The organism is Blautia sp. Sow4_E7, from assembly GCF_052116245.1.
In the GTDB taxonomy this organism is placed as follows: domain Bacteria; phylum Bacillota; class Clostridia; order Lachnospirales; family Lachnospiraceae; genus Blautia_A.
Genome location: NZ_JBQKLL010000006.1, coordinates 37,543 through 62,731, shown reverse-complemented (window position 1 = coordinate 62,731; position 25,189 = coordinate 37,543). Strand labels below are relative to the sequence as shown.

Below are 25,189 nucleotides of genomic sequence, written 5' to 3'. Positions count from 1 at the left end.
CAGTTTGCAAGAAAGTGAACTGGGTATTACTCGACACAGCAGATAACTGTTTGTTCCGTCTTGCAGAGTATGAGGAAACAGGGATGGAGTCAAAACAGGTTGCAGCACTGTTCATCCTTATGAATGAGGCGAGAAAATATCCGGAGCTTGAAAAATTTCTTGATGATTGGGAGGCGAGATTGGATGACATTAAAAGAAAAAGCAATCGTTGAAACATACACTGGTGTTTGTATGCTGACAGGTGATGACAGAGTGGAAGCATACAAATATATGGCAGAAATCATGGGGAGACCAGTATTCTCTCACGAACTTGCAGATCAGAGAGTTGTGGATGAATTAAAAGAAAGAAGCAAACATGATTTTGTGAGTATATGCTCCAAAAAAGAGGCTGATGATCGCCTCAAAGCAATGAAGCCTGTATTAAAAGAGAGGAAATCTCTATCATTCGCAGATTACGAAAACGGAACCGGAGAATGTATTCTGAATAAATATATTTATTTTGAGTGCCCTTCATGCGGAGGATTTGTAGGAGAAAAATATTCTCATATAAATAGAGTGCAGCACAAATGCGAATATTGTCCAAAGTGTGGAAAAGCTATAGATTGGAGCGAGAAAGAATGAGCGATAAAGCGTTATTTGTGATGGATATGCCAAAGAATGGGTGCAATGATTGTTCCGTATGCAAAGAATATATTTTTAAAACTATATGCTGAATAACTGGAAATCGTGTATCTGGAAATCGTGAGAGAGGTGGATTTCCAGAAGAGTGCCCTTTAAAACCAATGCCTGACAAATGGGAGGAATGCAAATATCATACTAAGCCTGGAACGCCAGTACCATTGTACAGAATTGGATGGAATGCTTGCATAGATGCAATTTCTGGCGTGAGTAATTCGAAAAATGGTGAGTGAGGTATACTGAATGATCGGATATGTGCAACTTTATTTCAAAGTGATAGGAGAAAATGATACATATTATGCCATGTTCAATGGGGATTTTGGAAAACCATTATCTTTTCTGAGACTGCTTAGCGTAAAAAGAAGTTTTAAACGTGTATATAAAAAATTTGACAAGATACGATCTGTTGAATTTTGCACAAAAGAAGAATATGAGAAAGAAAACGGATATTTTGAAATCGAAATGAAATGGGGGAATGAACAGTGAATGATATTTTAAAAATTAAAATCCGTATGCACTCAGACATTGAGATGCCGAAAATAATTGATGTAGGAGATTGGATTGATCTAAGAGCTGCAGAGGATGTATTCATTCCTATAGGGCAGTTTAAAACGATAAGTCTTGGAGTGTCTATGGAGCTTCCGGAAGGTTATGAGGCTCATATGGTACCTAGAAGTTCTACATTTAAGAATTTCGGAGTATTGATGACAAATTCATTGGGTGTAATTGATAACAGTTACTGTGGTGATAACGATATATGGAGGTTCCAAGCATATTGTGTGTTTGGTGGTCTGATGAGAAATGGAGTGAAAGGAACTTTGATAAAGAAGAATGACAGGATTTGCCAATTCAGGATTGTGAAAAAACAACCTGATGTTGAGTTTGGCAAGGTGGAAAGACTTGATAATGCAGACCGTGGTGGAATTGGTAGCACTGGGATAAGATAGGTAGGGAGAATAGAAAATGAATAAAGTTTTACTGATGGGAAGAGTAACCAGAGACATTGAGGTCCGGTATTCATCTGGAGAAAATCAGATGGCAGTTGCCAGATATTCCCTTGCAGTTCCAAGAAGGTTCAAAAGGGATGGGGAAGCAGATGCAGACTTTATTAACTGCGTTGCATTTGGAAAGCAGGCAGAGTTTGCAGAAAAGTATTTTCATAAAGGGATTAAGATTATGATTTCTGGAAGGATACAGACAGGAAGCTACACGAACCGTGATGGCCAGAAAGTATATACAACAGATGTTGTTATAGAGGAACAGGAATTCGCAGAGAGCAAGAATGCTGATAGCAGTTCAGGATCCGGTTCTGGAAATAATTATGGAGGAGGAAGCTCCGGACAGAATTATGGAGGAAATACGCAGGGAAGACAGCAACAAAACAATGGATACCAGCAGGGAAGTTTCAATACAGATAAAGATGGTTTCATGCATATTGATGATGGGATAGACGAAGAACTCCCATTCCATTAATTTGGTGAAATATATTATTGAAACATAGAAATAATGATGATAATATAGTATATTATCAGAGTTTGGGCGGTTCGAAACGAACGAGCCGCCTTATATTATGTTACAAATGTAAGAAAATGATGGTAACCCATTAACATGAGGGATGCGATGATCATTTTGTAAACCATATTCTTACAAAAGTGTGATAACGGGTAAATAAAATGAAAGCCTCAGAGTTTAGCGGCTCTGGGGCTTTCGCCTGTTATTGCATATGAAATTGATCTAATATGTATTTTCTACCCAATCCAGGAACTTCTCTCCTGGATTTTTTCCATAATTCTGGTTTTTTCGTCACCTTCCGCCGGGGTTGGCTGATAATTGTTATAGTCATAGGCGGAGGAAATTGAGCAGGGTATGATGTTCGTTACATTGTCTGCTTTTACACCATCATTTGTGATGGTAAAGGTCTGCTGGAAGATTATACTGTCCATATCACTTGGGTAGCTGTTTCCGCCGAAGCAGAAGTTTCCAAGGCTGTATACAATATTTTTACCCTTATATTCTTCAATTCCCTGAAGCACATGAGGATGATGTCCGCACACCAGATCTGCACCCAGGTCAATGGCCAGGTGGCCAAGAGTGGTCTGGTTGGAATCCGGGACTGTTTCCTTTTCATTTCCCCAGTGGAAAATCACAATGATCAGCTCTGCGCCATCCTCTTTTACCTTGGCGATATTGTCCTTCAGCTGCTGTTCCCGCTCCAGATGATCGTACAGCTCATAAATTCCCACAAGCCCTACTTTTACGCCTTTTACGTCCATTACGGCAGTTTCATCATAGCCGAAATGAACGATTCCTTCAGCGTCCAGGGCATCCATGGTATCCTGGAAGCTCTGTTCACCGTAATCATGACTGTGATTGTTTGCCGTGTTTACAGCCTCTACAGAGCTGCAGGAGTAAATACCTGCAAAAGAAGCGGGGGCTTTAAATGCAAAGGTTTTGTCCTCCCGATCATAGCTGTCTGTGAAGGTTCCCTCGTTGTTGGCAATGGTCAGGTCATCTGCCTCAAAAATACTCTTTACATTCTGGAAAAAGTATTCTTTTCCGTAGCTTTCAAAATAAGCATTTAGGCTGGTGTCGTAATCGAAATTTTCATCTGTGCCAAGGGTACAGTCGCCAACCACACTGACGGTGAGTGTGACAGGAGCAGAGTGGTTCAATTTGGCATTGTCAGTTTCGGAATCAGAAGCTGTATCAGAGCTGTCCTTTGTGGAAGTGTCGCTTTGGTCATCGCTGTCAGCGGATGCAGTGTTGGCGCTTTCGCTGTCTGAAACATTGGATTTCGCTGTCTGGGAATCCGAATCGGCAGTGGTTTTTACATCAGAAGAGCTGGCTGTCCTGGCTTTTCCTCCGGAGCATCCCCGTATGATTAGGATAACTACCACCAGAAGCAGAATACTGCCTGCTGCCACACAGACCTGCCGGATCTTTTTCTGGCGCTGCCGGTAATATCTGGATTTTTTGTATAGATTCTTTTTCTTTTGCATAGGTCATATTTTATCTGAAGAATTTATCGTAATATCCCATTACGAAGATCAACAGAACGATAAGGGGCAGTACATAGGTAAGGTATGGACGTGCCCATTTCGGGAATTTGATGCCGTTTCCAAGATCCGCTTCTTTGATGAAGTTGTCCCATCCCCATCCATAGCGGGTTACGCAGAACAGCAGGTAAACAAGGCTTCCCAGTGGAAGCAGGTTGTTGGAGATGATGAAGTCCTCCAGATCCTGGATGGTGCTTCCGGCGCCAAGTGGCTGAATGCCGCTCCAAACGTTGAATCCAAGTACACATGGCATGGACAGGATAAAGATGGCAATTCCGTTTACCAGAACCGCTTTCTTGCGGCTCCATCCCCACAGGTCCATTGCAAAGCTGATGATGTTCTCGAACACGGCAATGATGGTGGAGAGAGCTGCGAATGTCATGAAAATAAAGAACAGCGCGCCCCAGAAACGTCCGCCCATCATCTGGTTGAACATATTTGGCAGTGTGACGAATACAAGGCCAACACCCTGTGTCGGGCTTACATTGTAAGCAAAGCAGGCCGGGAAAATGATCAGTCCTGCCATAAGAGCTACGAAGGTATCCAGAATACCGATCTGGATGGATTCACCCATAAGACTGCGGTCTTTGTCAATATAGCTTCCGAAAATGGCCATCGCACCGATGCCAAGGCTTAAGGTAAAGAAGGCCTGTCCCATAGCGGCATAAATACCGGAGAGCAGTCCGTTCTCTTTCAGACGACTGAAGTCTGGGAGAAGATAAAACTTAATTCCCTCGATCGCGCCTGGAAGTGTACAGCTCTTCACACAGAGAACTACCATGATGGTAAGAAGACAAACCATCATAACCTTGGTGATTCGCTCAACACCTTTCTGCAGTCCCATGCAGCAGGTCCCAAAACTAAATGCGGTTACGACCACCATCCAGAAGGTCATTTCTCCGGGGTTGGAGAGCAGGGTGTTAAATACATTTCCAACTCCTTCTGTGTCAAGTCCGGTGAAGGTGCCGCTTGCCATTTTAAAGAAGTAAGCCAGCATCCAGCCGCCTACAGTGGTGTAAAACATCATCAGCATGTAGTTGCCAAGCATGGCACCGTAGCTGTAGAGATGCCATTTGGTACCCTTGGGCTCCAGAAGATGGAAGCTTCTTGCTGCGGACTTGCGGCTGGCACGTCCAACTGCGAACTCCATAACCATAATAGGCAGTCCCAGAATAACCAGGAACAGAAGATAGATCAGCACAAAAGCAGCACCGCCGTACTGACCTGTGATGTAAGGGAAGCGCCATACGTTACCAATTCCAATGGCGCAGCCGGCCGAGATCAGAATAAATCCAAGCCGGGATGAAAACTTTTCACGTTCTTTCATATAGATTTCCTTCCTCTTTTTATAGGTATGAATTCTGTAAAAAATGGGACAAAAGTTCTTTTTACAGAAGAGTTCACATCTTAATAGTATAAGAAGAAAACAAGGGTTCGTCAATAAATATCTTGAAAAAGAAGGGGGAAATGGTACAATAAAGTTGTTGCTCGCGGGTAATATTCCGCGAAGAATGCTGTTATAAAATAGTGAACAGTACATAATAGAGTCGTTAATCTACGAAAGGGAAAAGATATGCTATATATAGGAAATCACACTTCATCATCCAAGGGCTATGCAGCCATGGGCCGTCAGACCGTGAAAAATGGCGGCAACACATTTGCTTTTTTTACCCGGAATCCAAGAGGAGGAAACGCCAAGGCCATTGATCCGGCAGATGTGGCAAAGTTCTTGGAGATTGCCAGGGAACATGAATTTGGAAAAATAGTGGCCCATGCGCCCTACACTCTAAACGCCTGCGCAGCCAAGGAAAATCTCCGGGATTTTGCCAGAGAAACCTTTGCAGACGATTTGAAGCGTATGGAGGCAACACCTGGCAATTACTACAATTTCCATCCAGGCAGCCATGTAGGACAGGGAATAGAAGCTGGGATCCAGAAGATCGCAGAAGTTCTAAACGCCGTCCTCACCGAAGACCAGACCACCACAGTTCTTCTGGAAACTATGTCTGGAAAAGGTTCGGAAGTGGGAAGCCATTTCGAGGAGCTTCGCGCCATCATGGACCTTGTAGAAAAACGTGATAAACTTGGAGTGTGCCTGGATACCTGCCATGTATGGGATGGTGGCTACGATATTGTAAATGATCTGGACGGCGTCCTAACTGAATTCGACCGCATTATCGGTCTCGACCACCTAAAAGCCATCCACCTGAACGACAGTCTCAACGCCCTCGGCAGCCACAAAGACCGCCACGCCAAAATCGGCGAAGGCCAGATCGGTCTCGACGCCCTGGTCCGCGTCATCCGCCACCCCGCCCTCGACGGCAAACCCTTCATCCTGGAAACACCCAACGATGACGAAGGCTGGGCAAGAGAAATCGCACTTCTTAGGGAAAGATATTCAGAATAAATAGTATTATTTAGCAAACTGAAAATATTTTATTTCAAGTTGTCAGTAACCAGCGATTTTGCAATGTATATTCATGTAGCCGTGCATTTCAGGAGCGGTTTTAGTGGAGGTGAGATCCGATGGTTACGAAGACTTAGGCAAGAGGGCTCTCCCGAGCGCCTTAGCCGTAGTTACCAGCTAGCTCACCGGAACGTTGCGACGCACGGCGGTGAATATACATTGTAAAATTGCGTCCGGGGAAGGCACTTATGAAAGAACCTCGTTCTTCAGCTCATCCCCATTGATATAAGCCTGCGCATTCTCCATAGTTGTTTCTGCAATGTTGGTGAGCGCCTCTTCTGTAAAGAATCCCTGATGGGAAGTCATAGTAACATTCGGGAAGGAGAGAAGTCTCTGAATCAGGGAAGTCTGCATAATGCTCTCGGACAGATCCTCGAATACATAATCAGATTCCTCCTCATAAACATCCAGTCCAACCGCAAAGAACTTGTGATCACGAATACCAGAAATCAGATCCTCTGTCTTGATCAGTCCACCACGGGAAGTATTCACAAGAATAACCCCATCCTTCATCTTTGCAATGGTCTTCTCATTAATAATATGTTTGGTCTCATCTGTAAGCGGGCAATGCAGGCTAATCAGATCACTGGTTGCCAGCAGCTCGTCCAGGGAAACATACTCCAGGAAATCAAGGTTCTTATTTGGGAAAAGATCATAAGCAATAACCCGCATTCCAAATCCCTTGCAGATCCTTGCCATAGCCTGACCAATCTTACCAGTACCAATAATACCAGCTGTCTTCTTATAAAGGTTCACACCCATAAGACCGCTTAAGGTAAAGTTGTTCTCACGGCATTTGATGTAAGCCTTGTGCGTATGGCGGTTAGCGGTAAGCGCCAGCGCCATTGCATGCTCTGCAACCGCCTCCGGAGAATAACCCGGTACACGCAGCACTTTCATGCCATACTTGTGCGCGGTCTTAAGATCCACATTGTTGTAACCAGCGCAGCGCATCAGAATCAGCTTCACGCCCTGCTGATGTAATTCTTCGATAACAGGAGCTCCAAGGTCTGCATTTACAAAAGCACAGATGGCTTCATAACCCTTGGCAAGGGAAGCGGTTTCTTCATGGATGTTCGCTTCGATAAATTTAATTTTAATATCTGGAAATTCAGGTAAAAGTTTCTCAAAAAACTGCTCGTCATAATTTTTGGTTCCGTAAAATAAAATTTTCATTATTTCTGGCTCCTTTCTTGCGTCAGCTTCTCTTTTGTCTGAGCTGATCGCGTTCGCTTTATTTGTCTTTTAGTGTTCCTCAACTTACAGTGGGATTATACGTTATTTTTTTGAAGAAAAAAAGAGGAAAACGAGAAGTTTTTTAACTTCGTCGATTGTGTTAAAAAAATATCAATACAGAAACGGGATTGAAACGAATTTAAAAATTGCACAGAAATTAATACATGACAAAATGTGCAATGTGTACATTTTGAAAACAAATATAAGGTAATAATCTAGCATAATATAACAGTTACATAAAACTAACATTGATTATTATTTAACGGAAAACAAGCAAAATAGACATCAAAAAAGGCAAAAAAACAGGAACTTAAACGGGAAATATCCCCATTTAAGTCCCTGAAAAGCATTTCTGAAATTCATCAGCGCCACCTTTGGGCACTGTTTGGATGATTTCATTTATGGAAACTTGCAGATATAAATACCTTTTGCTTCCATTCGGTAATAATGTTCAAATTATTCGCCTAACCGGTACAAATCTTCATAAAATTCCGGATAAGAAATCTTCACACAGTCTCCACCTTTAATAGAAAGCGGTCCATCGCAGAGCAGTCCTGCAACAGCAAAAGACATAGCTACACGATGATCCAGATGAGAGTCAATCTCTGCCCCATGCAGTGGTCTGCCTCCGTGAATGATCATTCCGTCATCAGTTGGAGTGATGTCCACGCCCATACGGGAGAGATTCTCTGCCATAACCAGAATTCGGTCGGATTCTTTTACCTTAAGTTCTTTTGCATCCTTGATCACAGTGGTTCCTTCGGCAAAAGCTGCCATAACTGCAATCATAGGAATCTCATCAATAAGCGTCGGGATAATTTCGCCGCCAACAGTTGTGCCATGAAGAGAACTGGTGCGTACAAGAAGATCTGCGGTAGGCTCTCCGTCCATATTTACGTTCAGCATGGTAATGTCAGCACCCATATCTTTGCATACGCGAAGCAGTCCGTCTCTGGTAGGATTGATTCCCACATTTTTCAGAAGAATCTCGCTTCCGGGAACAAGAAGTCCTGCGGCAATGAAATAGGCAGCAGAAGAAATATCTCCAGGAACAGTGATCTCTCTTGCAAAAAGAGATGGCTCCGGAGCAATAGAAGCAGTGGTGCCCTCAGAAGTTACTTTGGCGCCAAAATAGTTCAGCATGATCTCCGTGTGATTTCTGGAAAGAACCGGCTCGGTAACGCTGGTGATCCCGTCGGAATACATTCCGGCCAGAAGCACACAGGACTTCACCTGTGCAGAAGCAACCGGTGAATCATAGTGAATGGCCTTTAAAGGATGGCCTGTAATCCGGAGGGGAACACAGTTGTTTCCCTTTATGCTTGTAATATCAGCTCCCATGGAAAGAAGAGGCGTCATGATCCTCTTCATAGGACGGCTCTGAATAGAATCGTCACCGGTAAGCTCTGATACAAAATCCTGTCCGGCCAGAATACCGGAGATCAGGCGGGTGGTTGTGCCGCTGTTTCCCACATCCAGAATATCTGTAGGAGCAGAAAGTCCATGAAGTCCTTTTCCGTGGACCAGAATTTCTCCCTGATTATTTTCAATATCAATTCCCATTTTGCGGAAACAGGAGATGGTGGAAAGGCAGTCTGCGCCTTCCAGAAAATGGGTGATCTTTGTGGACCCCTTGGCAAGGGAACCGAACATGACAGCGCGGTGGGAGATGGATTTGTCTCCCGGTACGGTAAGCTCTCCGTGAAGATTGGTAAGTTTTTTAATTTCCATAATAATCGTTCCTGTAAATTTTTATTATAATGTTAATGTCTAAATAATAAAATATTAATACTTAGAATTTTTGTTGCTTTTTTATTAGATTTAAATGGCCATCGGGAAAATTGTTTTGGATGCTTTAAGGATGAGCGAAATCTAAGTATGGAGGTTGAAAAATCACGCCATATATGATTTACCCATGTTGCTGCAAACGAATATTATCGCTCGTATACAATGTAATTCCTCTTTTTGAGCAGCGCCAGACCTCTTTCCATGGCATCCTGTTCATAGAATTCTACCTTCAGGACACCTTGCTCAAATTCCCGGTTGTGAATGATCCCGATATTCTTAATACTGATCTTATCCATAGCAAGAATGGTGGCGATGGTAGCAATTCCGCCGGCTTCATCCGCAATATCCAGATACAGCACATAAGCCTTGCGGATCGGTCCGTTGTCTACTACGTCAATGGAATCACGGTAATCCCTGGAGCTTGCAAACATCTGATAAATGGCATCTGCCTCCTTGCCGTCTGTGGCACAATTGTCTACGGAACAGCGGATCTGGATCAGCATGCGGATATAATCGTCCAGTACATTGGAAATGTTCTCATGATTTTCCATGCAGATCTGCTGCCACATAACAGGAGAAGAGGAGGCAATCCTTGTAATATCGCGGAAACCGCCTGCTGCGATAGTTTTCATATATTCTGCATCATTGTCCAGTGTTTTTACCAGATTGACAAGGGCAGAGGCAATGATGTGAGGCAGATGGCTGACACCTGCAGTGATGAAATCATGTTCTTCCGCTGTGAGCACCATAGGAATGGCGCCAAGGGAACTGATCAGCTCTGTAAAATCTCCTATATGATCCAGTCCAACGTTTCCTCCTGGTGTAAGAATATAGTAGGCATTTTCCAGAATACGCTCATTGGAATGGGCAAAACCAGTTTTCTCAGAACCAGCCATAGGATGACCGCCGATGAAACAGTCTGTCATCTCCAGCTCTTCTACCTTCTGATGGATGATTCCCTTTACACTTCCTACGTCTGTGATAATGCAGCCGGGCTGACGGATCTCCTTCAGGTAGGCCAGGCACTTCAGGTTGATCTCCACTGGTGCACACAAAAATACATAATCACAGGATCCAAAACGGGGATCCTTCATTTCCTCACAGACTCCATCTATAATGCCGCTGCTGATGGCGGTGGCAAGTGCTTCCTTGCTGCGGTTATAGGCCAGAATGTGGTAATCCGGATGGTACTTCCGGATGGCCTTGGCGATAGAGCCGCCGATCAGACCGAGACCGATAAAACCGATTGTCTTCATAATATATTCTCGTTTCCTTTCATTCGTTAAAGTGCAAAACTACCTTATGACATTGTACGAGATTCTGCGCAAATTGTCAATTCCTACAGAAATGACAAAATAATCTAAACTTTTTTGAAAAAAGACCGTCAAAATTCCAGAAAATACTTGAAATTCTTCTGAATATTTAGTAAAATATGAACATATCAGACAAACAGGGAGGTATTACATATGGACGTTTTTAGAACTGACCGAATCAGAAATGTAGTGCTGTTAGGACACGGCGGTGCTGGAAAGACAACTCTGGCAGAAGCAATGGCATATCTTGCCGGCTTGACCAACCGTTTAGGACGTGTAGAAGATGGCAACACAGTTAGTGATTATGATAAAGAAGAAATCAAACGACATTTCTCTATCACCACATCTCTGATTCCGGTCCCGTGGCAGAAGAACAAGGTAAACATTCTGGACACTCCCGGATATTTTGACTTCGTAGGAGAGGTTGAGGAAGCTGTCAGCGCTGCAGACGCAGCAATCATCGTAGTATCAGGTAAGGCCGGTGTACAGGTTGGTACACAGAAGGCATGGAATCTTTGCGAGAAGTATAAACTTCCCCGTATGATCTTCGTTACCGATATGGACGTGGACGATGTAAGTTACCGTAAGGTAGTAGATCAGCTTACTGAGCTTTATGGCAAGAAGATTGCCCCGCTGCATTTCCCGATTCGTGAGGACGGCAAGTTCGTGGGATATGTAAACGTTGTAAAGCAGGCCGGAAGAAAATATATCGACAAGGGACAGAAGGAAGAGTGTGAGATTCCTGCTTACCTGGATGAGTACCTTGAGAAATATCATGATATCCTGATGGAATCTGTAGCAGAGACCAGCGAGGAATTCATGGATCGTTACTTTGAGGGAGACGAGTTCTCCGTAACAGAGGTTTCCGCAGCACTTGCAACTAACGTACAGGATGCAAGCATTGTTCCGGTATGCATGGGATCCCCGATCAATCTTCGTGGTGTATCCAACCTTCTGGACGACATCTGCGGATATTTCCCAAGCCCGGACAAACGTTCCTGCAACGGTATTTCCCAGAAGACCAATGAAATTTTTGAAGCAAATTATGACTTCGCCAAAGCGAAATCTGCATATGTATGGAAATCCATCGTGGATCCATTCCTTGGCAAGTATTCCCTGATCAAGGTTTGCTCCGGTGTTATCAAATCTGATGATACCCTTCTCAATGTGGAGAAAGGTACAGAAGAGCGTCTGAACAAATTATATGTTCTCCAGGGCTCCAAGCCAATCGAGGTTCCAGAGCTTCATGCAGGTGATATCGGTGCGATCGCCAAGCTGGTAAGCGTTCAGACTGGCGACAGCCTTGCAACCAAGGCCAATCCGGTTCTTTATCCGAAGGCAATCCTTTCCACACCTTATACTTATAAGAGATTTAAGGCTGTGAATAAAGGGGATGAAGATAAGATCTCCCAGGCTCTTGCAAAGATCGCAAGCGAAGATAAGACCATCCGCGTAGAGAACGATGGCGCGAACCGCCAGAGTCTGATCTATGGTATGGGCGACCAGCATCTTGACGTTGTTGTCAGCATGCTGAAAGATCGTTATAAAGTAGATGTAGAGCTTTCCAAGCCGAAGGTTCCGTTCCGTGAGACGATCCGCAAGAACTCCGACGTAGAAGGCAAGCATAAGAAACAGTCCGGTGGACATGGACAGTATGGACATGTTAAGATGCGCTTCGAGCCATCTGGTGATATGGAGACTCCATATGTATTTGAGCAGGTTGTTGTTGGTGGCGCAGTTCCGAAGAACTACTTCCCGGCAGTTGAGAAAGGACTTCAGGAATGTGTTCAGAAGGGACCTCTTGCAGCATATCCGGTAGTTGGCGTGAAGGCGACTCTCTATGATGGATCCTATCATCCGGTAGATTCATCTGAGATGGCATTTAAGATGGCTACCATCCTTGCATTCAAGAAGGGCTTCATGGACGCTTCCCCTGTACTGTTAGAGCCGATCGTTTCCATGAAGGTAACAGTTCCGGATAAATACACCGGTGACGCTATGGGTGATCTGAATAAGCGCCGTGGCCGTGTTCTTGGAATGAACCCGGATCATAACGGAAATACCATTATCGAAGCGGATGTTCCGCTCCTTGAAATCTATGGATATTCCACAGATCTTCGTTCCATGACTGGTGGAAGCGGTGACTTCTCCTATGAGTTTGCACGCTATGAGCAGGCTCCTGGAGATATCCAGCAGAAAGAGATTGAAGCACGGGCAAGCAAGGTTGACGCTACTGATGAATAAGTAGTATAATTGAAGCGGAGATTTCCAGATGTTGGGATTCTCCGCTTTTTAGAATTTACGCGATAGCGGGCCAAAGCCCATGCCTGCATGAGACTATGGCGGCTGCCGCGATAATAGGGAAAGAGGAGGAGAAATATGAACAGAAAAAGCATCAAGAAAATCATGCTGTTTTTACTGGTCTTCATGCTTGTATTTCCAGTTTATTCAGTTGGAAACGCACAGACCGTTCAGGCAGCATCCTTAAAGGCACCCAAGCTTGTAAGCGCAGTGCGTGTGAACAAGACTGTGAAGTTCACCTGGAAGAAGAGCGCTAGAGCATCCGGCTATTACGTTTATCGTAAAGTGGGAAGCAGTTCCTGGAAGAAGCTTGCCACCGTTCGCGGCGGTTCGAAAACATCCTATGTGGATAAGAAGGTAGTGAGTGGTAAAACTTACTACTATACTGTAAAAGCTTATAAGGGCAGAAAAACCAGCTCCTATAACAAAACTGGAAAGAAAATTGTCTACAAAGTTCCGGCTGCGAAGCCAGCTGCTGCGAAAGCAACCATTGAGAACACAACTTCCGCCTATACCATTGAGGCTGATGTAAATCTTTCCGGATCCGGTACTGGCTATCATGCGAAATTAGTGGCCGTTACCCCCACATCTGCCATTAGCTTCGGCATTCAGTACGACCAGTATGCAAGAGCCCCGTACACAGGCAAGACTATGTTTATGGTCGAGAACGTACGCAGCAACAATCCTGGAGGACAGGATTACTACTGGGTAAAACAGGGCGCGACCAAGAAAACTTATCATCTGATGCTGGCCGTTGAGAAGAACGGAACCTGCAAGTGCTATATTGATGGTAAACTGGTAAAGACTGTGAAGAACAAAAATCTTGCAAACCGGACCCTTTATCTTCGTGTAGAGGGATCTGCCAGAAAGAAAGGGGATTCTGTGAATGCAGTTTTCAGCAATATCAAGCTGAAAGCCAAGACCTATTCCCCAGATACTGTATGGGGAACTTACGCATTTATTACCAATAAAGGAATGAAAGCTGACGTTTCCAGTTTCTCTGCTTTAGGCAAGATTGCAATTAAGGGTACCATCAAGGGTATTTCCAGCAGCCAGGATTGGGACAGCGCTTACGACAAGGTATCTGGAATTATTCAGTTCACCTGATCGGAATAGTCCGAAGACTGGTTATAGAACCATTTGAGAAAACGAATAAGAAAATAAAGAACAGCATTTCGGCAGAAGAGAGAAATTTCACTGCTGAAATGCTGTTTTTGTTTCCTTTACAGAATCTTTGTGGTCCACTTACTGCAGTCCCATACCTGTGAAACCACATCCTGGTAAAACTCCGGTTCATGGCAGATAAGAAGCACGCTTCCCCGGTATTCTTTCAACGCTTCCTTTAGTGCCTCCTTGGCGTCCACATCCAGATGATTGGTAGGCTCGTCCAGAAGAAGGACATTTGTCTCTTTATTCACCAGCTTGCAGAGGCGGACCTTGGCCTGCTCACCGCCGCTGAGCACACGGACCTGGCTTTCAATATGCTTGGTGGTAAGTCCGCATTTGGCAAGGGCGGAGCGGACCTCATACTGGGTGTAAGAGGGAAATTCTGCCCAGATCTCATCAATACAGGTGGTCTTATTATCCCCTTTTACTTCCTGCTCGAAATATCCAATCTGCAGGTTGTCCCCCAATTCCCTTGTTCCTTTTAGTGCAGGAATCAGCCCAAGAATACTTTTCAGCAAAGTGGTTTTTCCAATTCCGTTGGCGCCTACAAGGGCAATCTTCTGGCCTCTTTCCATGGAAAGGGTGAGCGGACGGGAAAGGGGCTCGTCGTATCCGATCACAAGGTCTTTTGTCTCGAAAATATATTTGCCGGGGGTGCGTCCCTGTTTAAAATGAAATTCCGGCTTTGGCTTCTCGGCAGCCAGTTCGATCACATCCATTTTGTCCAGCTTTTTCTGGCGGGACATAGCCATGTTACGGGTAGAAACACGGGCTTTGTTTCGGGCAACGAAATCCTTCAACTCACTGATTTCCTGCTGCTGGCGCCGGTAAGCAGCTTCCAGCTGGGCCTTTTTCACTTCGTAAACCTCCTGGAAATGGTCATAATCCCCTACATAGCGGTTCAGCTCCTGATTTTCCATGTGGTAAACAATGTTGATCACATCATTAAGGAAAGGAATATCGTGGGAAATAAGGATAAAAGCATTTTCATAATCCTGGAGATAACGCTTCAGCCATGCAATATGCTCTTCGTCCAGATAGTTGGTAGGCTCGTCCAGAAGGAGAATGTCAGGCTTCTCAAGAAGCAGCTTGGCAAGGAGTACCTTGGTTCTCTGTCCGCCGCTAAGGTCTGTAACATCACGGTCCAGTCCCAAATCCAGAAGACCAAGAGCCCGGGCAACTTCCTCCACCTTGGAATCAATGACATAGAAGTCATGCATGGTCAGGGTATCCTGGATGGTTCCCAGTTCTTCCATAAGCGTTTCCATCTCTTCCGGGGAAGCTTCGCCCAGGGAATCGCAGATGGTATTCATTCTTTCCTCCTGCTCAAAGAGCCAGGAAAAAGCAGATTTCAGTATGTCACGGATGGTCATGCCAGGAGCAAGGATGGAATGCTGGTCCAGGTAGCCTACGCGCACATTTTTGGCCCACTGGATTTTGCCTTCATCTGGCATTAATTTGTCGGTTACAATGTTGAAGAAGGTGGATTTTCCCTCTCCGTTGGCGCCTACCAGGCCGATGTGTTCTCCCTTCAGAAGACGGAAAGACACGTCCTGGAAAATGGCTCTGTCACCAAAGCCATGGGTAAGGTGTTCAACGTTCAAAATACTCATAGGTAACTCCTGTTCTTAAAATAATGTGTATTGGCTGTGATTCTGCACAACAGTCTTTCTGTAAATTTTCGGAATCACTGAAAAGGTAAAATGCCGTTATCAGGACAACTGCTTAATCCCTGTAATATCCGGGGATGCCATGAGAGAATAGTTGGTATAATAAACTACAAATCCAGGCTTTGCCCCTGCCGGCTTTTTTACATTTTTTTTCTGAAGATAATCAATTTCTACCTTGGGAGCAGTGCGGCCTTTGGAATAAAAGGCTGCCAGATTGCCAGCTTCCTCAAAGGTGCGGTCCGGAAGGGTGCCGTCCTTTGTCTTTACAACTACGTGGGAGCCAGGCATCTTTTTGGCATGGAACCACCAGTCGTTGCCAGTGGCAAATTTAAAGGTTAGCTCATCATTCTGGTAGTTGTTTTTTCCCACATAAATATCATAGCCATCACTGGAAACATAATGGAAGGGCTTGGATTTCACCTGCATCTTGGCACCCTTTTTGCTGCCATAGTGCCGTTTCACATAGCCATATTCCATCAGCTCTTCCTTGATCTGGGAAAGATCGCTTTCTTCAGCTGCAATATCAAGGGCGTTGGAAATGGATTCCAGGTGCTCGATCTCGCTGGAGGTATCGGCGATCTGAACCTCCAGGGCCTCCTGGGTACGTTTCAGCTTGCCGTAGCGGTCAAAATATTTCTTGGAATTCTCCTGGGGTGTCAGGGCTGGATCAAGAGGAATGGTGATTTCCTCTCCATTATAATAGTTTACGGCTTTGAAGGATTTGCAGCCTTCTTCCAGACCGTAGCCATAGGTGTTGATCAGCTCGCCGTAAATTTTGTATTTGTCCTTTTTTTCCGTGTCCTTCATCTGCTTCTGCTGAAGGCTGAGCTTCTTGCGGTTGCGTTCAAGGGCTGTCTGGACGATTTTGCGAAGGTCCGCTGATTTCTGGCGGATCCGGGTGATGGTGTCACGGGAAGCATAGTAGGTTTCCAGCATTTCAGACACAGACTCAAAAGTCTGGCTGGTAAAGCCCTCCCCATACTGGGTAAAAGGAAGAACGCCGTATTCAACCGGCTCGTCCCCTTTGAAAATAATCGTAGGGGTGAATTCCTCTTTTTTGATCTGGCCCATTAAATTGGAAAATTCTGTGTAAAGCTGTTCTTTTGCATCTGCATCCAGTGCCTGGGCATCGTCATTTCCATCAATGGAAGCACGATAGCAAAGCTCCTGGGCCATAACCGGGCTAAAACCGGTAAGTGTCTGGTAAAGGGCCTTGGAGATGGCATTGGATCTGCCGTAGACTTTTTCCATAAAGTCTTCTCTGGAAATGGTAAGAGGATCCAGCTTATCCTGGGTATGGGGGATAAAATAAGGACGTCCCGGAAGAACCTCGCGGACGGAGCTTACATTGCAGGATACGTGCTTGATGCTGTCCAGGATCATACTCTGGTCATCGCAGAAAATAATGTTGCTGTGCTTGCCCATCAGCTCCATGATCAGAACCTTGTGGCAGACATCTCCAAGCTCGTTCAGATGCTCCAGCTCAAATTCCACCACACGCTCCAGTCCAGGCTGTCGGATGCCTGTGATCCTGGCGCTGCCGATGTGTTTGCGGAGCAGCATGCAGAAGTTGGGAGCTGTGAGAGGACTGATCCGGTTCCTGGCTGTAAAATAAATTAATGGAAGGGAGGCACTGGCGGAGAGAAGCAGACGCTTCTGGCCGTTTGCACCCTTTCCCGTGATCAGCAGTTCATCGTTCTCTGGCTGGGCGATCTTATTGATGCGGCCGCCGGAGAGGTTTTTATTTAATTCAGAAACCATTGCAGCAATGGTGATTCCATCAAAAGCCATAAAGAAAACTCCTTTCAGATAACAACCTTCTTGTGAACTTCGTTCACAAAAAACGCCTTGCGGAACGTTACCAATGAACAGTAACGCGCGAACTTCATTATAACAGCAAAAAAAGGATTTGACTAGGGTTTTGGAATGAACTATAATAAATCCGTATGCGTAGAAGTATTGTCAGACCATAGGGCGGAGAATTACGATAAGAAATCAGGTCCTTTTGGAGACAATTTTCGAAAAAAAATACAGAAAGAGATTACTATGATAAAAAGCATGACAGGCTTTGGAAGAGCCGAGGTGATCACAAAAGAGCGGAAGATCACCGTTGAGATAAAATCCGTCAATCACAGATATCTGGATCTGAGTATTAAGATGCCAAGGAAGCTGAGCTTCCTGGAGGGTGCCATCCGGAACCTTATGAAGACATACATGCAGCGCGGAAAGGTAGATGTATTTATCACATATGAAGATTATACCTTAAGCTGCGATGCACTGAAATACAATAAGGAGCTTGCCAGCGAATATCTGGCCTACATCCGCCAGATGGCAGAAGAATTTGGCCTTGAGAATGATGTGAAAGCAGGTGCCCTTTCCCGTTATCCGGATGTCCTGACTATGGAAGAACAGTCTGTAGATGAAGAGGCGTTGTGGGCAGTACTGGAGGGCCCCCTTCGTGAGGCTTGTGAGAAATTTGCCCAGGCACGTGCAAGAGAAGGCGAGAATCTGAAGAATGATTTGATCACCAAGCTGGATGCGCTTGATGAGAAGGTAAATCAGGTGGAGGCACGTTCCCCTGAGGTGGTGGATTCCTACAGGGAGAAGCTGGAAGCGAAGGTGCACGAGCTTCTTGAGGATTCCCAGATCGAGGAATCCAGAATTGCCGCAGAGGTGATCCTGTTTTCTGATAAGATCTGCAACGACGAGGAGACCGTCCGTCTCCACAGCCACATCCAGGGCATGAAGAAGATGCTGGAGGAGAAAGAAGGCATCGGACGTAAGCTTGACTTTATGGCACAGGAGATGAACCGGGAGGCGAATACGATTCTGTCCAAGTCCAGTGATCTGGTGATTTCCAATATTGCAATTGATCTGAAAACAGAAATTGAGAAGATCAGGGAACAGGTTCAGAATGTGGAGTAACCAAGCGGATTCCCAATGCTGGGAGGATTGTGGGAGCTGCAAAGCAGAGTCACAATTCGTAGGGCTACGAAGCTTACGGTTACTGTTTGCAGAGTGAACAGCAATAATTTTTGGACGTAAGCTCTCCTTATCTTGACAGAAGGGTGAAAACATGGCAAAATTAATCAATATCGGATTCGGCAATATGGTGAATTCCCAGAAAATCGTAGCTGTGGTAAACCCTGATGCCGCACCGGTGAAACGAATGGTTCAGAGTGTAAAAGGTTCCAATTCCCTGGTGGATGCCACACAGGGCAGGAAGACCAAATCTGTAATCGTCACTTCAGACGACATTCTGATATTGTCTGCGATCCAGCCGGACACCATAGCCCGCAGATTTGCAGAAGTAATAGAAAGTAAGGGAGAGGACCATGAGTAGAGGAGTTTTGGTAGTTGTTTCCGGTTTTTCCGGAGCAGGAAAAGGTACCATTATGAAAAGCCTGATGGGGAAGTATGACAATTATGCATTGTCAGTATCCGCTACCACCAGAAACCCCAGACCAGGGGAAGAAGACGGAAGAGAATATTTTTTCCATACGAAAGAAGAGTTTGAGCAGATGATCTGTAAGGATCAGCTGATTGAATATGCCCAGTACGTTGAGAATTACTACGGCACACCGAAGGCCTATGTGGAGGAGCAGCTCTCAGCAGGACGGGACGTGATTCTGGAGATTGAGATCCAGGGTGCACGCAAGATTAAGAAGAAATTCCCGGAGGCAGTTCTGGTATTTGTTACAGCACCTTCCATGGAAGAATTAAAGGAGCGTCTTGTAGGCAGAGGCACTGAGACTAAGGAAGTGATCCGCCAGCGGCTTGCAAGGGCTGCACAGGAAGCAGAAGGAGTTGAGGAGTACGATTACCTTCTGGTAAATGATCAGCTTGACGAAGCTGTGGACAGGCTTCATAATATTATCCAGAGTGAGCACTTCGCTATGAAGAGAAATCTGGATTTTATCCATGAAATCCAGGCACAGGCTGCCAGGTTTATGGAGGAGTAACTGGTATAGTTAAAACTGCCCTACACCAATGGGGTAAAAATTTTATTTAAGCCCTACCTGTTTTTTGAAGCAGTGATGGGGATTTGGCAGAAGTGCAGAATAACCTATTGATCAAAACGGTTTCTGTGAATGAAGAAATAATGATTTGTGGCTATATGCACAAAAATACATTCGAATCCACAAATCTTTATGAAAATAATAACAATAATCACAATTTTGAAAGGAGTATAGATATGATCCATCCATCTTATTCTGAGTTGATTGAAGCAATCAATACAAACAATGAGGACGACGACGAGAGCATGGTGCTCAACAGCCGTTATTCCCTGATCCTTGCTACCAGCAAACGTGCACGCCAGCTGATCGGCGGAGCTAAGCCATTAGCAGATAATGTAAAGGGCAAGAAACCGCTTTCCATCGCCATCGACGAATTATACAATGGTAAGGTTAAAATCCTTCCTGGCAAACATGAGGAAGAGGATCTGGCAGAGATCGCAGGCCATACAGCAGAGAAAGTAGCTGTAGAAGAGAATGCAGCAGCTGTATCTACTGAGGAGAGTGCAGAATAATATGAAATTACTGTTCATTTCCCTTGGATGTGATAAGAACCTGGTAGATTCTGAGGAAATGCTTGGAATGCTTGCAGCAGACGGACATCAGATCGTTGACGATGAAGACGAAGCAGAAGTGATCATTGTCAACACCTGTTGTTTCATCGGGGATGCCAAAGAAGAGAGTGTTAACACCATTCTTGAGATGGCAGAGAAGAAAAAAGCAGGTACCTGCAAGGTGCTGATCGTTACCGGATGTATGGCACAGCGTTATAAGAAAGAAATTTCAGAGGAAATACCTGAAGTGGATGCAATCCTTGGTACAACTTCTTACGGTGACATTATTAAAGCCGTGAATGAAGCTGAGGCAGGCAGACATTTCGAAGAGTACAAAAGCATTGATTTTCTTCCGGATATTTCCGGTAAGCGTATGCTGACTACAGGCGGACACTTTGCATATCTGAAAATCGCAGAGGGCTGTGACAAGCATTGCACTTACTGTATTATCCCCAAGCTGCGGGGCAGCTACAGAAGTGTTCCAATGGAACAGCTTGTAAAGGAAGCACAGTCACTGGCAGAGAAAGGCGTAAAAGAGCTGATCCTGGTTGCCCAGGAAACTACCGTGTATGGAAAGGATATTTATGGAAAGAAATCTCTCCATGTCCTTCTGAAAGAGCTTTGCAGGATTAAAGGAATCCGTTGGATCCGTATTCTGTACTGTTATCCGGAGGAGATTTACGATGAATTGATACAGACCATGAAGGAAGAGAAAAAGATCTGTCACTACCTGGATCTTCCAATCCAGCATGCAAGTGACCGCGTTCTGAAGCGTATGGGACGCCGCACTACCAGGCAGGAACTGGTGGATATTATCGGCAAGCTGCGCCGGGAGATTCCGGACATTTTCCTTCGTACCAGTCTGATTAGCGGTTTCCCTGGTGAAACCCAGGAAGACCACGAAGAACTGATGGAGTTTGTGGATGAGATCGAGTTTGACCGCCTTGGTGTTTTCCCATACTCTGCCGAGGAAGATACCCCAGCAGCCACTATGGAAGATCAGATCCCTGAGGAAGTCAAGGAAGCCAGACGTGATGAGATCATGGAACTTCAGCAGGAAATTTCTCTTGAGAAAGGTGAGAACCGTGTAGGTCAGGTACTGACTGTCATGATCGAGGGCAAGGTATCCGGAGAGAGTGCGTATATCGGACGTACTTACGGAGATGCGCCCAAGGTGGACGGATATATTTTCGTACAGACCGGCGAGCTTCTCATGACTGGAGACTTTGCGAGAGTCCGGGTTATCGGTGCTCTGGAATACGATTTGATAGGAGAGCTGGAAGATGAATACACCGAATAAATTAACTGTAGCCAGAATGATCCTGGTGCCGTTTTTTGTATTATTTATTCTGACGGGCTGGGGCGGAGAGGCAAACCGCTATATCTGCCTTGCTATTTTCGTAGTGGCAAGTATTACCGACTGGTTTGATGGCCATCTTGCGCGCAAGAACAATCTGGTTACCAATTTTGGTAAATTTATGGATCCCCTTGCAGACAAGCTGCTGGTTTGCTCTGCACTGATCTGCATGATCGAGCTTGACCGCCTGCCGGCCTGGTTCGTTATCATTATCATTGCAAGAGAATTTATTATCAGTGGTTTCAGACTGATCGCAGCGGAGAACGGTGTTGTGATCGCTGCCAACTACTGGGGCAAATTCAAAACCGCATCCCAGATGATCATGATCATTCTTCTGATCCTGAACTTTGGGGGATTCTTTGAAATCCTGACACAGATTTTTGTATGGGTATCACTGGCTCTGACTGTGATCTCTCTGATCACCTATATTGTTCAGAACAAAAACGTAATTTCCATGCAGGAATAAATATTTGTATGTAAAACAGCCAACATCTTTATCCAGTTAGAGATGTTGGCTGAATTCATAAGAAACCAGAAAAGAGGTATAAAAATGATTGCAGAGCTTGTAGCAGTGGGAACTGAGATTTTACTAGGAAATATTGTAAACACCAACAGTGCATATCTTTCTGAAAAATGTGCCCAGCTTGGTCTTTCTGTTTATTATGAATCTGTGGTTGGCGATAACCACGACAGAATGAAGGCCGTGATCGCATCTGCCCTTGACCGTTCTGATGTGGTAATCCTTACAGGCGGCCTTGGACCAACCGAGGATGACCTGACCAAAGAGGTATGCGCAGAGGTGATGGGACTTCCTCTTGCAGAAGACCCTCATTCCAGAAAGCGGATTGAGCGTTATATGAAAGAGTATCAGAAAAATCACCCGGACAGACGTGTGACCTCCAACAATTATAAACAGGCGCAGGTGCCGGAGGGCGCCATTGTGCTGGATAATCATAACGGAACAGCCCCTGGCCTGATCCTTGAGAAAAACGGCAAAACCGCCATCCTTCTCCCAGGACCGCCAAATGAGCTGATCCCTATGTTTGAGGAATCTGTTTATCCATACCTTCGGAAGAAACAGCCGGAGATCATCTGCTCCCAGGTGGTAAAGATCTGCGGAATCGGAGAGAGCCAGGTGGCTGCGGATATTCAGGACATGATCGAAGCCCAGACCAATCCTACCCTTGCCCCTTATGCAAAAACAGGAGAGGTCCATCTTCGTATCACAGCTAAAGGCGAAGACGAGAAAGCCTGCAAAAAGCTGATCAAGCCAGTGGTAAAGGAACTGAAAAAACGTTTTGGCAAAAATGTATTTGCCCTGGATGCAGATAAAACACTGGAAGAATCTGTTGTGGATCTTCTGAAAGAGAAGGAACTGACACTGGCTCTTGCAGAGTCCTGTACAGGCGGTGCCATTGCTGCACGTATTGTAAATGTGCCAGGTGCTTCCCAGGTATTCAGCCACGGCTTTGTCACCTACAGCAACCGCGCCAAGAGAGAGTGCCTTGGAGTAAAGAAGTCCACCTTAAAGACCGTTGGCGCTGTTTCTGCCAAATGTGCAAAACAGATGGCAAAGGGCTGCTGTGCAGCTTCTGGTGCGGATATCAGCCTTTCCATTACCGGCCTTGCAGGTCCGGACGGCGGAACGAAGGAGACACCAGTGGGAACTGTGTTTATGGGCTGCTGCTATAATGGACAGACCATTACCCAGGAGTATCACTTCACTGGAAACCGCACCAAGATCCGCCAGCAGGCAGTTGCAAGCGCGCTGGTGCTTCTGAGGGAATGCATAATGGGTGCATTTGAGGAAAAATAATATTGGATAATTGAATCTATAATGGAAAAGGGTTCTGCTGGAGATGGCGGAACCCTTTTTCACGAATTACGAGTCAATTTGTTGTGAGGTGAGACGTTTGCTTATTTCATCATCTTCATTAAATTTACCACTTTATCCAGTTTTGCCCGTTCCTGGGGGCTTTTGCCCATTTTCAGGACTTCAATGATGGTATTGATCTCCTGTGGGTTAAAATTCAATCCGGCGTTTCGCCCCTGGGAAGCGGCATTCATAATAAAGGGCAGCAGGTCGGAGGGGGATTTCCCTGCGCCCTGCTGGGCCATCTGCTGGAGCAGATCAAGCTTGCCCCGGTCCATGCCTGCAAGTCTGGGATTGTCCTGCCAGTTATCCGCCATAAAGAATCACTCCTTTTTCCAATATTTTATACAATAGGAGACGACTTTCGTTTTTGGTTATTGTTGCTATATATTCTGTTCACAGTAATCTATTATTGTATGTTAGTGCGCTGTTGGAGAATTACGATCAGTGATTTTTACTGGCGTTCTTCTTCACAATTATCTTCTCCTACATCTTCAGGTGAAGACATGCTCATGACTTTTATCATTTCTACCATTGCCATCATATTGTTGATCTGATCCAGTGTTTTCCTGGTATTTCCAAAACAGTAGCGGCGCAGGTCGCTTAAAAGCTCCATGGGCTGTGCCGGGGCAGATGCTGCTTGTATGCGCATGGCTGCAGGAGGGTTAGAAAAAAGAGCAAGTGTGTTGGAAAGTTCTTTCGCTTTTGCAAATACAGATAAAAACTGCTGCTGCCTGGGCGGAAAATAAGGGATCAGAGCCTTTAACAGCTGTCCCTGGTCTGTTCCCACCATCTGGTCAAGTGCAGTCTGTGCAATATATTCTTGTTCCATAGGAATCCCTTTTTATATCTATGTTTTTATTATTAAAATATGACGGGGATATACCGTTTGACATATTGTATATTAGGAGGCTGCCCCCAATAGCAATGAAAATTGAGGGCAGCTTCCGTAAAGCATGAAAGAAACTGGGGGAAGTGTTATGAAGAGAAAAAATGAAAGACTTGTGATAGATGGAAATGCAATCTATGAGCTGGACCTGGAATGTGCGAGGAAAAAACAGGAAAGTAAGGGAGCATTAAATAAAGAATTATGGAAAAGGCAAAAGGGTGATATTGCTGGAAACAACTGGAAAGAAGAGAAAAATGAATGAAACAGGCTGCTGCGAAAACGCAGGGAAACAGAGATGAAATAGAAAAGGGACAGGGGAATCTTCCTCTGTCCCGAATTTGCAGAAAAAAGCCTGACCATGCAGGCTTTTTTCCTATGCGAGGCCGTTATATCAGCATCCGCAGCTGTTTCCCCATCCACCGCAGAGAAGCAGAAGGATGATGATGATCCAGCAGCAGTCACCGTTTCCATTGCCGCATCCGTTGTTGCAGCCAATACCGTTGCCGCCGCATGCACAAAGGAGAATGATGATCCAGAGAATGTTGCATCCACAGGAACCGTTTCCGAAGGAAAGACCACATCCATTGTCACATCCGCAACCATTGTTGCATCCACAGTTACCGCATCCGCAACCGGATCTGTCGTCACCGCATCCACAGTTTGTAGCAGCTAAATCACTCATGCTGTTACCTCCAGAAAATGTTTACAGTTCATCATATGGAGGGGACAGGGGTGGTGTTACAAAGCGGTTGACAGAAAAGCAGAATTTCGTTATAATAAATTAAAATGTAACAATTTTGTAATCTTTGAAACCGATTCGACAC

26 protein-coding genes are annotated in these 25,189 nt (G+C 45.2%); 16 read left to right on the top strand and 10 right to left on the bottom strand.

The features are described from left to right. The first annotated feature begins 83 nt into the window (after positions 1 to 83). The 5 genes from ACTQ50_RS05495 to ACTQ50_RS05475 all read left to right on the top strand — a co-directional run bounded on the left by ACTQ50_RS05495 (position 84) and on the right by ACTQ50_RS05475 (position 2,151). Positions 84 to 212 carry a hypothetical protein gene (locus tag ACTQ50_RS05495; protein WP_441483315.1) on the top strand — a complete coding sequence of 43 codons (129 nt, stop codon included), beginning with the start codon at positions 84 to 86 and terminating at the stop codon, positions 210 to 212. After that, positions 184 to 621, top strand: coding sequence for a DUF7736 domain-containing protein (locus ACTQ50_RS05490; RefSeq protein ID WP_441483314.1), 438 nt, complete (start codon positions 184 to 186; stop codon positions 619 to 621). The genes ACTQ50_RS05495 and ACTQ50_RS05490 overlap by 29 nt, the downstream gene beginning before the upstream one ends. A gap of 300 nt (positions 622 to 921) precedes the next feature. Continuing rightward, positions 922 to 1,164, top strand: coding sequence for a hypothetical protein (locus ACTQ50_RS05485; RefSeq protein ID WP_441483313.1), 243 nt, complete (start codon positions 922 to 924; stop codon positions 1,162 to 1,164). A 26-nt stretch (positions 1,165 to 1,190) separates the two neighbouring features. Next, positions 1,191 to 1,625: a dUTP diphosphatase gene (locus ACTQ50_RS05480; protein WP_441483419.1), complete on the top strand. Its 435-nt coding sequence runs from the start codon at positions 1,191 to 1,193 to the stop codon at positions 1,623 to 1,625. A 16-nt stretch (positions 1,626 to 1,641) separates the two neighbouring features. Then, positions 1,642 to 2,151 carry a single-stranded DNA-binding protein gene (locus ACTQ50_RS05475; protein WP_441483312.1) on the top strand — a complete coding sequence of 170 codons (510 nt, stop codon included), beginning with the start codon at positions 1,642 to 1,644 and terminating at the stop codon, positions 2,149 to 2,151. 275 nt (positions 2,152 to 2,426) lie between these two features. On the opposite strand, the gene ACTQ50_RS05470 is transcribed toward ACTQ50_RS05475, so the two are convergent. Beyond that, on the bottom strand, positions 2,427 to 3,677 hold the full coding sequence (locus ACTQ50_RS05470; RefSeq protein ID WP_441483311.1) for a CapA family protein: 1,251 nt from the start codon (positions 3,675 to 3,677) through the stop codon (positions 2,427 to 2,429). Positions 3,678 to 3,687: 10 nt separating this feature from the next. Then, a complete protein-coding gene (locus tag ACTQ50_RS05465) occupies positions 3,688 to 5,061 on the bottom strand; it encodes a sodium-dependent transporter (RefSeq protein ID WP_441483310.1) in 1,374 nt (457 codons plus the stop codon). 246 nt (positions 5,062 to 5,307) lie between these two features. Here ACTQ50_RS05465 and ACTQ50_RS05460 point away from each other — a divergent pair, with 246 nt between their 5' ends. After that, positions 5,308 to 6,141 (top strand): deoxyribonuclease IV, encoded by an 834-nt coding sequence (locus tag ACTQ50_RS05460; protein WP_441483309.1) that lies wholly within the window; start codon positions 5,308 to 5,310, stop codon positions 6,139 to 6,141. 246 nt (positions 6,142 to 6,387) lie between these two features. Here the strand turns inward: ACTQ50_RS05460 and ACTQ50_RS05455 are convergent, their stop codons facing one another. The 3 genes from ACTQ50_RS05455 to ACTQ50_RS05445 form a co-directional block, all read right to left on the bottom strand. Further along, entirely contained in the window at positions 6,388 to 7,377 is a 990-nt protein-coding gene (locus tag ACTQ50_RS05455) for a 2-hydroxyacid dehydrogenase (protein ID WP_295308038.1), read from the bottom strand. Positions 7,378 to 7,893: 516 nt separating this feature from the next. Next, positions 7,894 to 9,168, bottom strand: coding sequence for a 3-phosphoshikimate 1-carboxyvinyltransferase (aroA, locus tag ACTQ50_RS05450; protein WP_441483308.1), 1,275 nt, complete (start codon positions 9,166 to 9,168; stop codon positions 7,894 to 7,896). A gap of 203 nt (positions 9,169 to 9,371) precedes the next feature. Beyond that, positions 9,372 to 10,481 carry a prephenate dehydrogenase gene (locus ACTQ50_RS05445; RefSeq protein ID WP_441483307.1) on the bottom strand — a complete coding sequence of 370 codons (1,110 nt, stop codon included), beginning with the start codon at positions 10,479 to 10,481 and terminating at the stop codon, positions 9,372 to 9,374. A 210-nt stretch (positions 10,482 to 10,691) separates the two neighbouring features. Here ACTQ50_RS05445 and ACTQ50_RS05440 point away from each other — a divergent pair, with 210 nt between their 5' ends. After that, complete coding sequence (locus ACTQ50_RS05440; protein ID WP_441483306.1) at positions 10,692 to 12,782, top strand: elongation factor G; 2,091 nt, start codon at positions 10,692 to 10,694, stop codon at positions 12,780 to 12,782. Between the two features lie 135 nt (positions 12,783 to 12,917). Continuing rightward, on the top strand, positions 12,918 to 13,946 hold the full coding sequence (locus tag ACTQ50_RS05435; RefSeq protein ID WP_441483305.1) for a hypothetical protein: 1,029 nt from the start codon (positions 12,918 to 12,920) through the stop codon (positions 13,944 to 13,946). A gap of 116 nt (positions 13,947 to 14,062) precedes the next feature. On the opposite strand, the gene ACTQ50_RS05430 is transcribed toward ACTQ50_RS05435, so the two are convergent. After that, positions 14,063 to 15,619, bottom strand: a complete 1,557-nt coding sequence (locus tag ACTQ50_RS05430; RefSeq protein ID WP_441483304.1) for an ABC-F family ATP-binding cassette domain-containing protein — start codon at positions 15,617 to 15,619, stop codon at positions 14,063 to 14,065. Between the two features lie 99 nt (positions 15,620 to 15,718). After that, a complete protein-coding gene (locus tag ACTQ50_RS05425) occupies positions 15,719 to 17,467 on the bottom strand; it encodes an Rqc2 family fibronectin-binding protein (RefSeq protein ID WP_441483303.1) in 1,749 nt (582 codons plus the stop codon). Positions 17,468 to 17,722: 255 nt separating this feature from the next. On the opposite strand from ACTQ50_RS05425, the gene ACTQ50_RS05420 reads away from it, so the two are divergent. The 7 genes from ACTQ50_RS05420 to ACTQ50_RS05390 all read left to right on the top strand — a co-directional run bounded on the left by ACTQ50_RS05420 (position 17,723) and on the right by ACTQ50_RS05390 (position 23,419). After that, positions 17,723 to 18,601 carry a YicC/YloC family endoribonuclease gene (locus tag ACTQ50_RS05420; RefSeq protein ID WP_226818513.1) on the top strand — a complete coding sequence of 293 codons (879 nt, stop codon included), beginning with the start codon at positions 17,723 to 17,725 and terminating at the stop codon, positions 18,599 to 18,601. A gap of 151 nt (positions 18,602 to 18,752) precedes the next feature. Then, positions 18,753 to 19,019, top strand: coding sequence for a DUF370 domain-containing protein (locus tag ACTQ50_RS05415; protein WP_226818463.1), 267 nt, complete (start codon positions 18,753 to 18,755; stop codon positions 19,017 to 19,019). Then, the gene (gene gmk, locus ACTQ50_RS05410) at positions 19,012 to 19,638 is read left to right on the top strand and encodes a guanylate kinase (protein WP_441483302.1); all 627 of its coding nucleotides are present in this window, start codon (positions 19,012 to 19,014) and stop codon (positions 19,636 to 19,638) included. The genes ACTQ50_RS05415 and gmk overlap by 8 nt, the downstream gene beginning before the upstream one ends. A gap of 233 nt (positions 19,639 to 19,871) precedes the next feature. Next, on the top strand, positions 19,872 to 20,207 hold the full coding sequence (gene rpoZ / locus ACTQ50_RS05405; protein WP_441483301.1) for a DNA-directed RNA polymerase subunit omega: 336 nt from the start codon (positions 19,872 to 19,874) through the stop codon (positions 20,205 to 20,207). A 1-nt stretch (position 20,208) separates the two neighbouring features. Then, the gene (gene rimO / locus ACTQ50_RS05400; RefSeq protein ID WP_441483300.1) at positions 20,209 to 21,546 is read left to right on the top strand and encodes a 30S ribosomal protein S12 methylthiotransferase RimO; all 1,338 of its coding nucleotides are present in this window, start codon (positions 20,209 to 20,211) and stop codon (positions 21,544 to 21,546) included. Further along, complete coding sequence (gene pgsA / locus ACTQ50_RS05395; RefSeq protein WP_441483299.1) at positions 21,530 to 22,069, top strand: CDP-diacylglycerol--glycerol-3-phosphate 3-phosphatidyltransferase; 540 nt, start codon at positions 21,530 to 21,532, stop codon at positions 22,067 to 22,069. Before rimO ends, pgsA begins: the two co-directional genes overlap by 17 nt. A gap of 84 nt (positions 22,070 to 22,153) precedes the next feature. Continuing rightward, positions 22,154 to 23,419 carry a competence/damage-inducible protein A gene (locus ACTQ50_RS05390; RefSeq protein ID WP_441483298.1) on the top strand — a complete coding sequence of 422 codons (1,266 nt, stop codon included), beginning with the start codon at positions 22,154 to 22,156 and terminating at the stop codon, positions 23,417 to 23,419. A gap of 101 nt (positions 23,420 to 23,520) precedes the next feature. Here the strand turns inward: ACTQ50_RS05390 and ACTQ50_RS05385 are convergent, their stop codons facing one another. After that, entirely contained in the window at positions 23,521 to 23,793 is a 273-nt protein-coding gene (locus ACTQ50_RS05385) for a hypothetical protein (protein ID WP_441483297.1), read from the bottom strand. A 137-nt stretch (positions 23,794 to 23,930) separates the two neighbouring features. After that, complete coding sequence (locus ACTQ50_RS05380) at positions 23,931 to 24,308, bottom strand: hypothetical protein (RefSeq protein WP_441483296.1); 378 nt, start codon at positions 24,306 to 24,308, stop codon at positions 23,931 to 23,933. 148 nt (positions 24,309 to 24,456) lie between these two features. Between ACTQ50_RS05380 and ACTQ50_RS05375 the strand changes: the two genes are divergently transcribed. Further along, positions 24,457 to 24,627 (top strand): hypothetical protein, encoded by a 171-nt coding sequence (locus ACTQ50_RS05375; protein ID WP_441483295.1) that lies wholly within the window; start codon positions 24,457 to 24,459, stop codon positions 24,625 to 24,627. Positions 24,628 to 24,756: 129 nt separating this feature from the next. Here ACTQ50_RS05375 and ACTQ50_RS05370 read toward each other — a convergent pair whose 3' ends face one another. Then, positions 24,757 to 25,047, bottom strand: a complete 291-nt coding sequence (locus tag ACTQ50_RS05370; RefSeq protein WP_441483294.1) for a hypothetical protein — start codon at positions 25,045 to 25,047, stop codon at positions 24,757 to 24,759. Positions 25,048 to 25,189: the final 142 nt, after the last annotated feature.

What these genes read in the sequence shown, in the direction of transcription:
- ACTQ50_RS05415 (WP_226818463.1), top strand. Translation starts at nt 18,753, where the DNA reads ATGGCAAAATTAATCAATATCGGATTCGGCAATATGGTGAATTCCCAG.
- ACTQ50_RS05485 (WP_441483313.1), top strand. Translation starts at nt 922, where the DNA reads ATGATCGGATATGTGCAACTTTATTTCAAAGTGATAGGAGAAAATGAT.
- ACTQ50_RS05420 (WP_226818513.1), top strand. Translation starts at nt 17,723, where the DNA reads ATGATAAAAAGCATGACAGGCTTTGGAAGAGCCGAGGTGATCACAAAA.
- ACTQ50_RS05380 (WP_441483296.1), bottom strand. Translation starts at nt 24,308, where the DNA reads ATGGAACAAGAATATATTGCACAGACTGCACTTGACCAGATGGTGGGA.
- ACTQ50_RS05455 (WP_295308038.1), bottom strand. Translation starts at nt 7,377, where the DNA reads ATGAAAATTTTATTTTACGGAACCAAAAATTATGACGAGCAGTTTTTT.
- ACTQ50_RS05495 (WP_441483315.1), top strand. Translation starts at nt 84, where the DNA reads ATGGAGTCAAAACAGGTTGCAGCACTGTTCATCCTTATGAATGAGGCG.
- ACTQ50_RS05370 (WP_441483294.1), bottom strand. Translation starts at nt 25,047, where the DNA reads ATGAGTGATTTAGCTGCTACAAACTGTGGATGCGGTGACGACAGATCC.
- ACTQ50_RS05390 (WP_441483298.1), top strand. Translation starts at nt 22,154, where the DNA reads ATGATTGCAGAGCTTGTAGCAGTGGGAACTGAGATTTTACTAGGAAAT.
- ACTQ50_RS05385 (WP_441483297.1), bottom strand. Translation starts at nt 23,793, where the DNA reads ATGGCGGATAACTGGCAGGACAATCCCAGACTTGCAGGCATGGACCGG.
- ACTQ50_RS05460 (WP_441483309.1), top strand. Translation starts at nt 5,308, where the DNA reads ATGCTATATATAGGAAATCACACTTCATCATCCAAGGGCTATGCAGCC.
- rpoZ (WP_441483301.1), top strand. Translation starts at nt 19,872, where the DNA reads ATGATCCATCCATCTTATTCTGAGTTGATTGAAGCAATCAATACAAAC.
- ACTQ50_RS05470 (WP_441483311.1), bottom strand. Translation starts at nt 3,677, where the DNA reads ATGCAAAAGAAAAAGAATCTATACAAAAAATCCAGATATTACCGGCAG.
- ACTQ50_RS05375 (WP_441483295.1), top strand. Translation starts at nt 24,457, where the DNA reads ATGAAGAGAAAAAATGAAAGACTTGTGATAGATGGAAATGCAATCTAT.
- rimO (WP_441483300.1), top strand. Translation starts at nt 20,209, where the DNA reads ATGAAATTACTGTTCATTTCCCTTGGATGTGATAAGAACCTGGTAGAT.
- ACTQ50_RS05465 (WP_441483310.1), bottom strand. Translation starts at nt 5,061, where the DNA reads ATGAAAGAACGTGAAAAGTTTTCATCCCGGCTTGGATTTATTCTGATC.
- ACTQ50_RS05475 (WP_441483312.1), top strand. Translation starts at nt 1,642, where the DNA reads ATGAATAAAGTTTTACTGATGGGAAGAGTAACCAGAGACATTGAGGTC.
- ACTQ50_RS05445 (WP_441483307.1), bottom strand. Translation starts at nt 10,481, where the DNA reads ATGAAGACAATCGGTTTTATCGGTCTCGGTCTGATCGGCGGCTCTATC.
- ACTQ50_RS05430 (WP_441483304.1), bottom strand. Translation starts at nt 15,619, where the DNA reads ATGAGTATTTTGAACGTTGAACACCTTACCCATGGCTTTGGTGACAGA.
- ACTQ50_RS05425 (WP_441483303.1), bottom strand. Translation starts at nt 17,467, where the DNA reads ATGGCTTTTGATGGAATCACCATTGCTGCAATGGTTTCTGAATTAAAT.
- ACTQ50_RS05435 (WP_441483305.1), top strand. Translation starts at nt 12,918, where the DNA reads ATGAACAGAAAAAGCATCAAGAAAATCATGCTGTTTTTACTGGTCTTC.
- gmk (WP_441483302.1), top strand. Translation starts at nt 19,012, where the DNA reads ATGAGTAGAGGAGTTTTGGTAGTTGTTTCCGGTTTTTCCGGAGCAGGA.
- ACTQ50_RS05440 (WP_441483306.1), top strand. Translation starts at nt 10,692, where the DNA reads ATGGACGTTTTTAGAACTGACCGAATCAGAAATGTAGTGCTGTTAGGA.
- aroA (WP_441483308.1), bottom strand. Translation starts at nt 9,168, where the DNA reads ATGGAAATTAAAAAACTTACCAATCTTCACGGAGAGCTTACCGTACCG.
- pgsA (WP_441483299.1), top strand. Translation starts at nt 21,530, where the DNA reads ATGAATACACCGAATAAATTAACTGTAGCCAGAATGATCCTGGTGCCG.
- ACTQ50_RS05490 (WP_441483314.1), top strand. Translation starts at nt 184, where the DNA reads ATGACATTAAAAGAAAAAGCAATCGTTGAAACATACACTGGTGTTTGT.
- ACTQ50_RS05480 (WP_441483419.1), top strand. Translation starts at nt 1,191, where the DNA reads ATGCACTCAGACATTGAGATGCCGAAAATAATTGATGTAGGAGATTGG.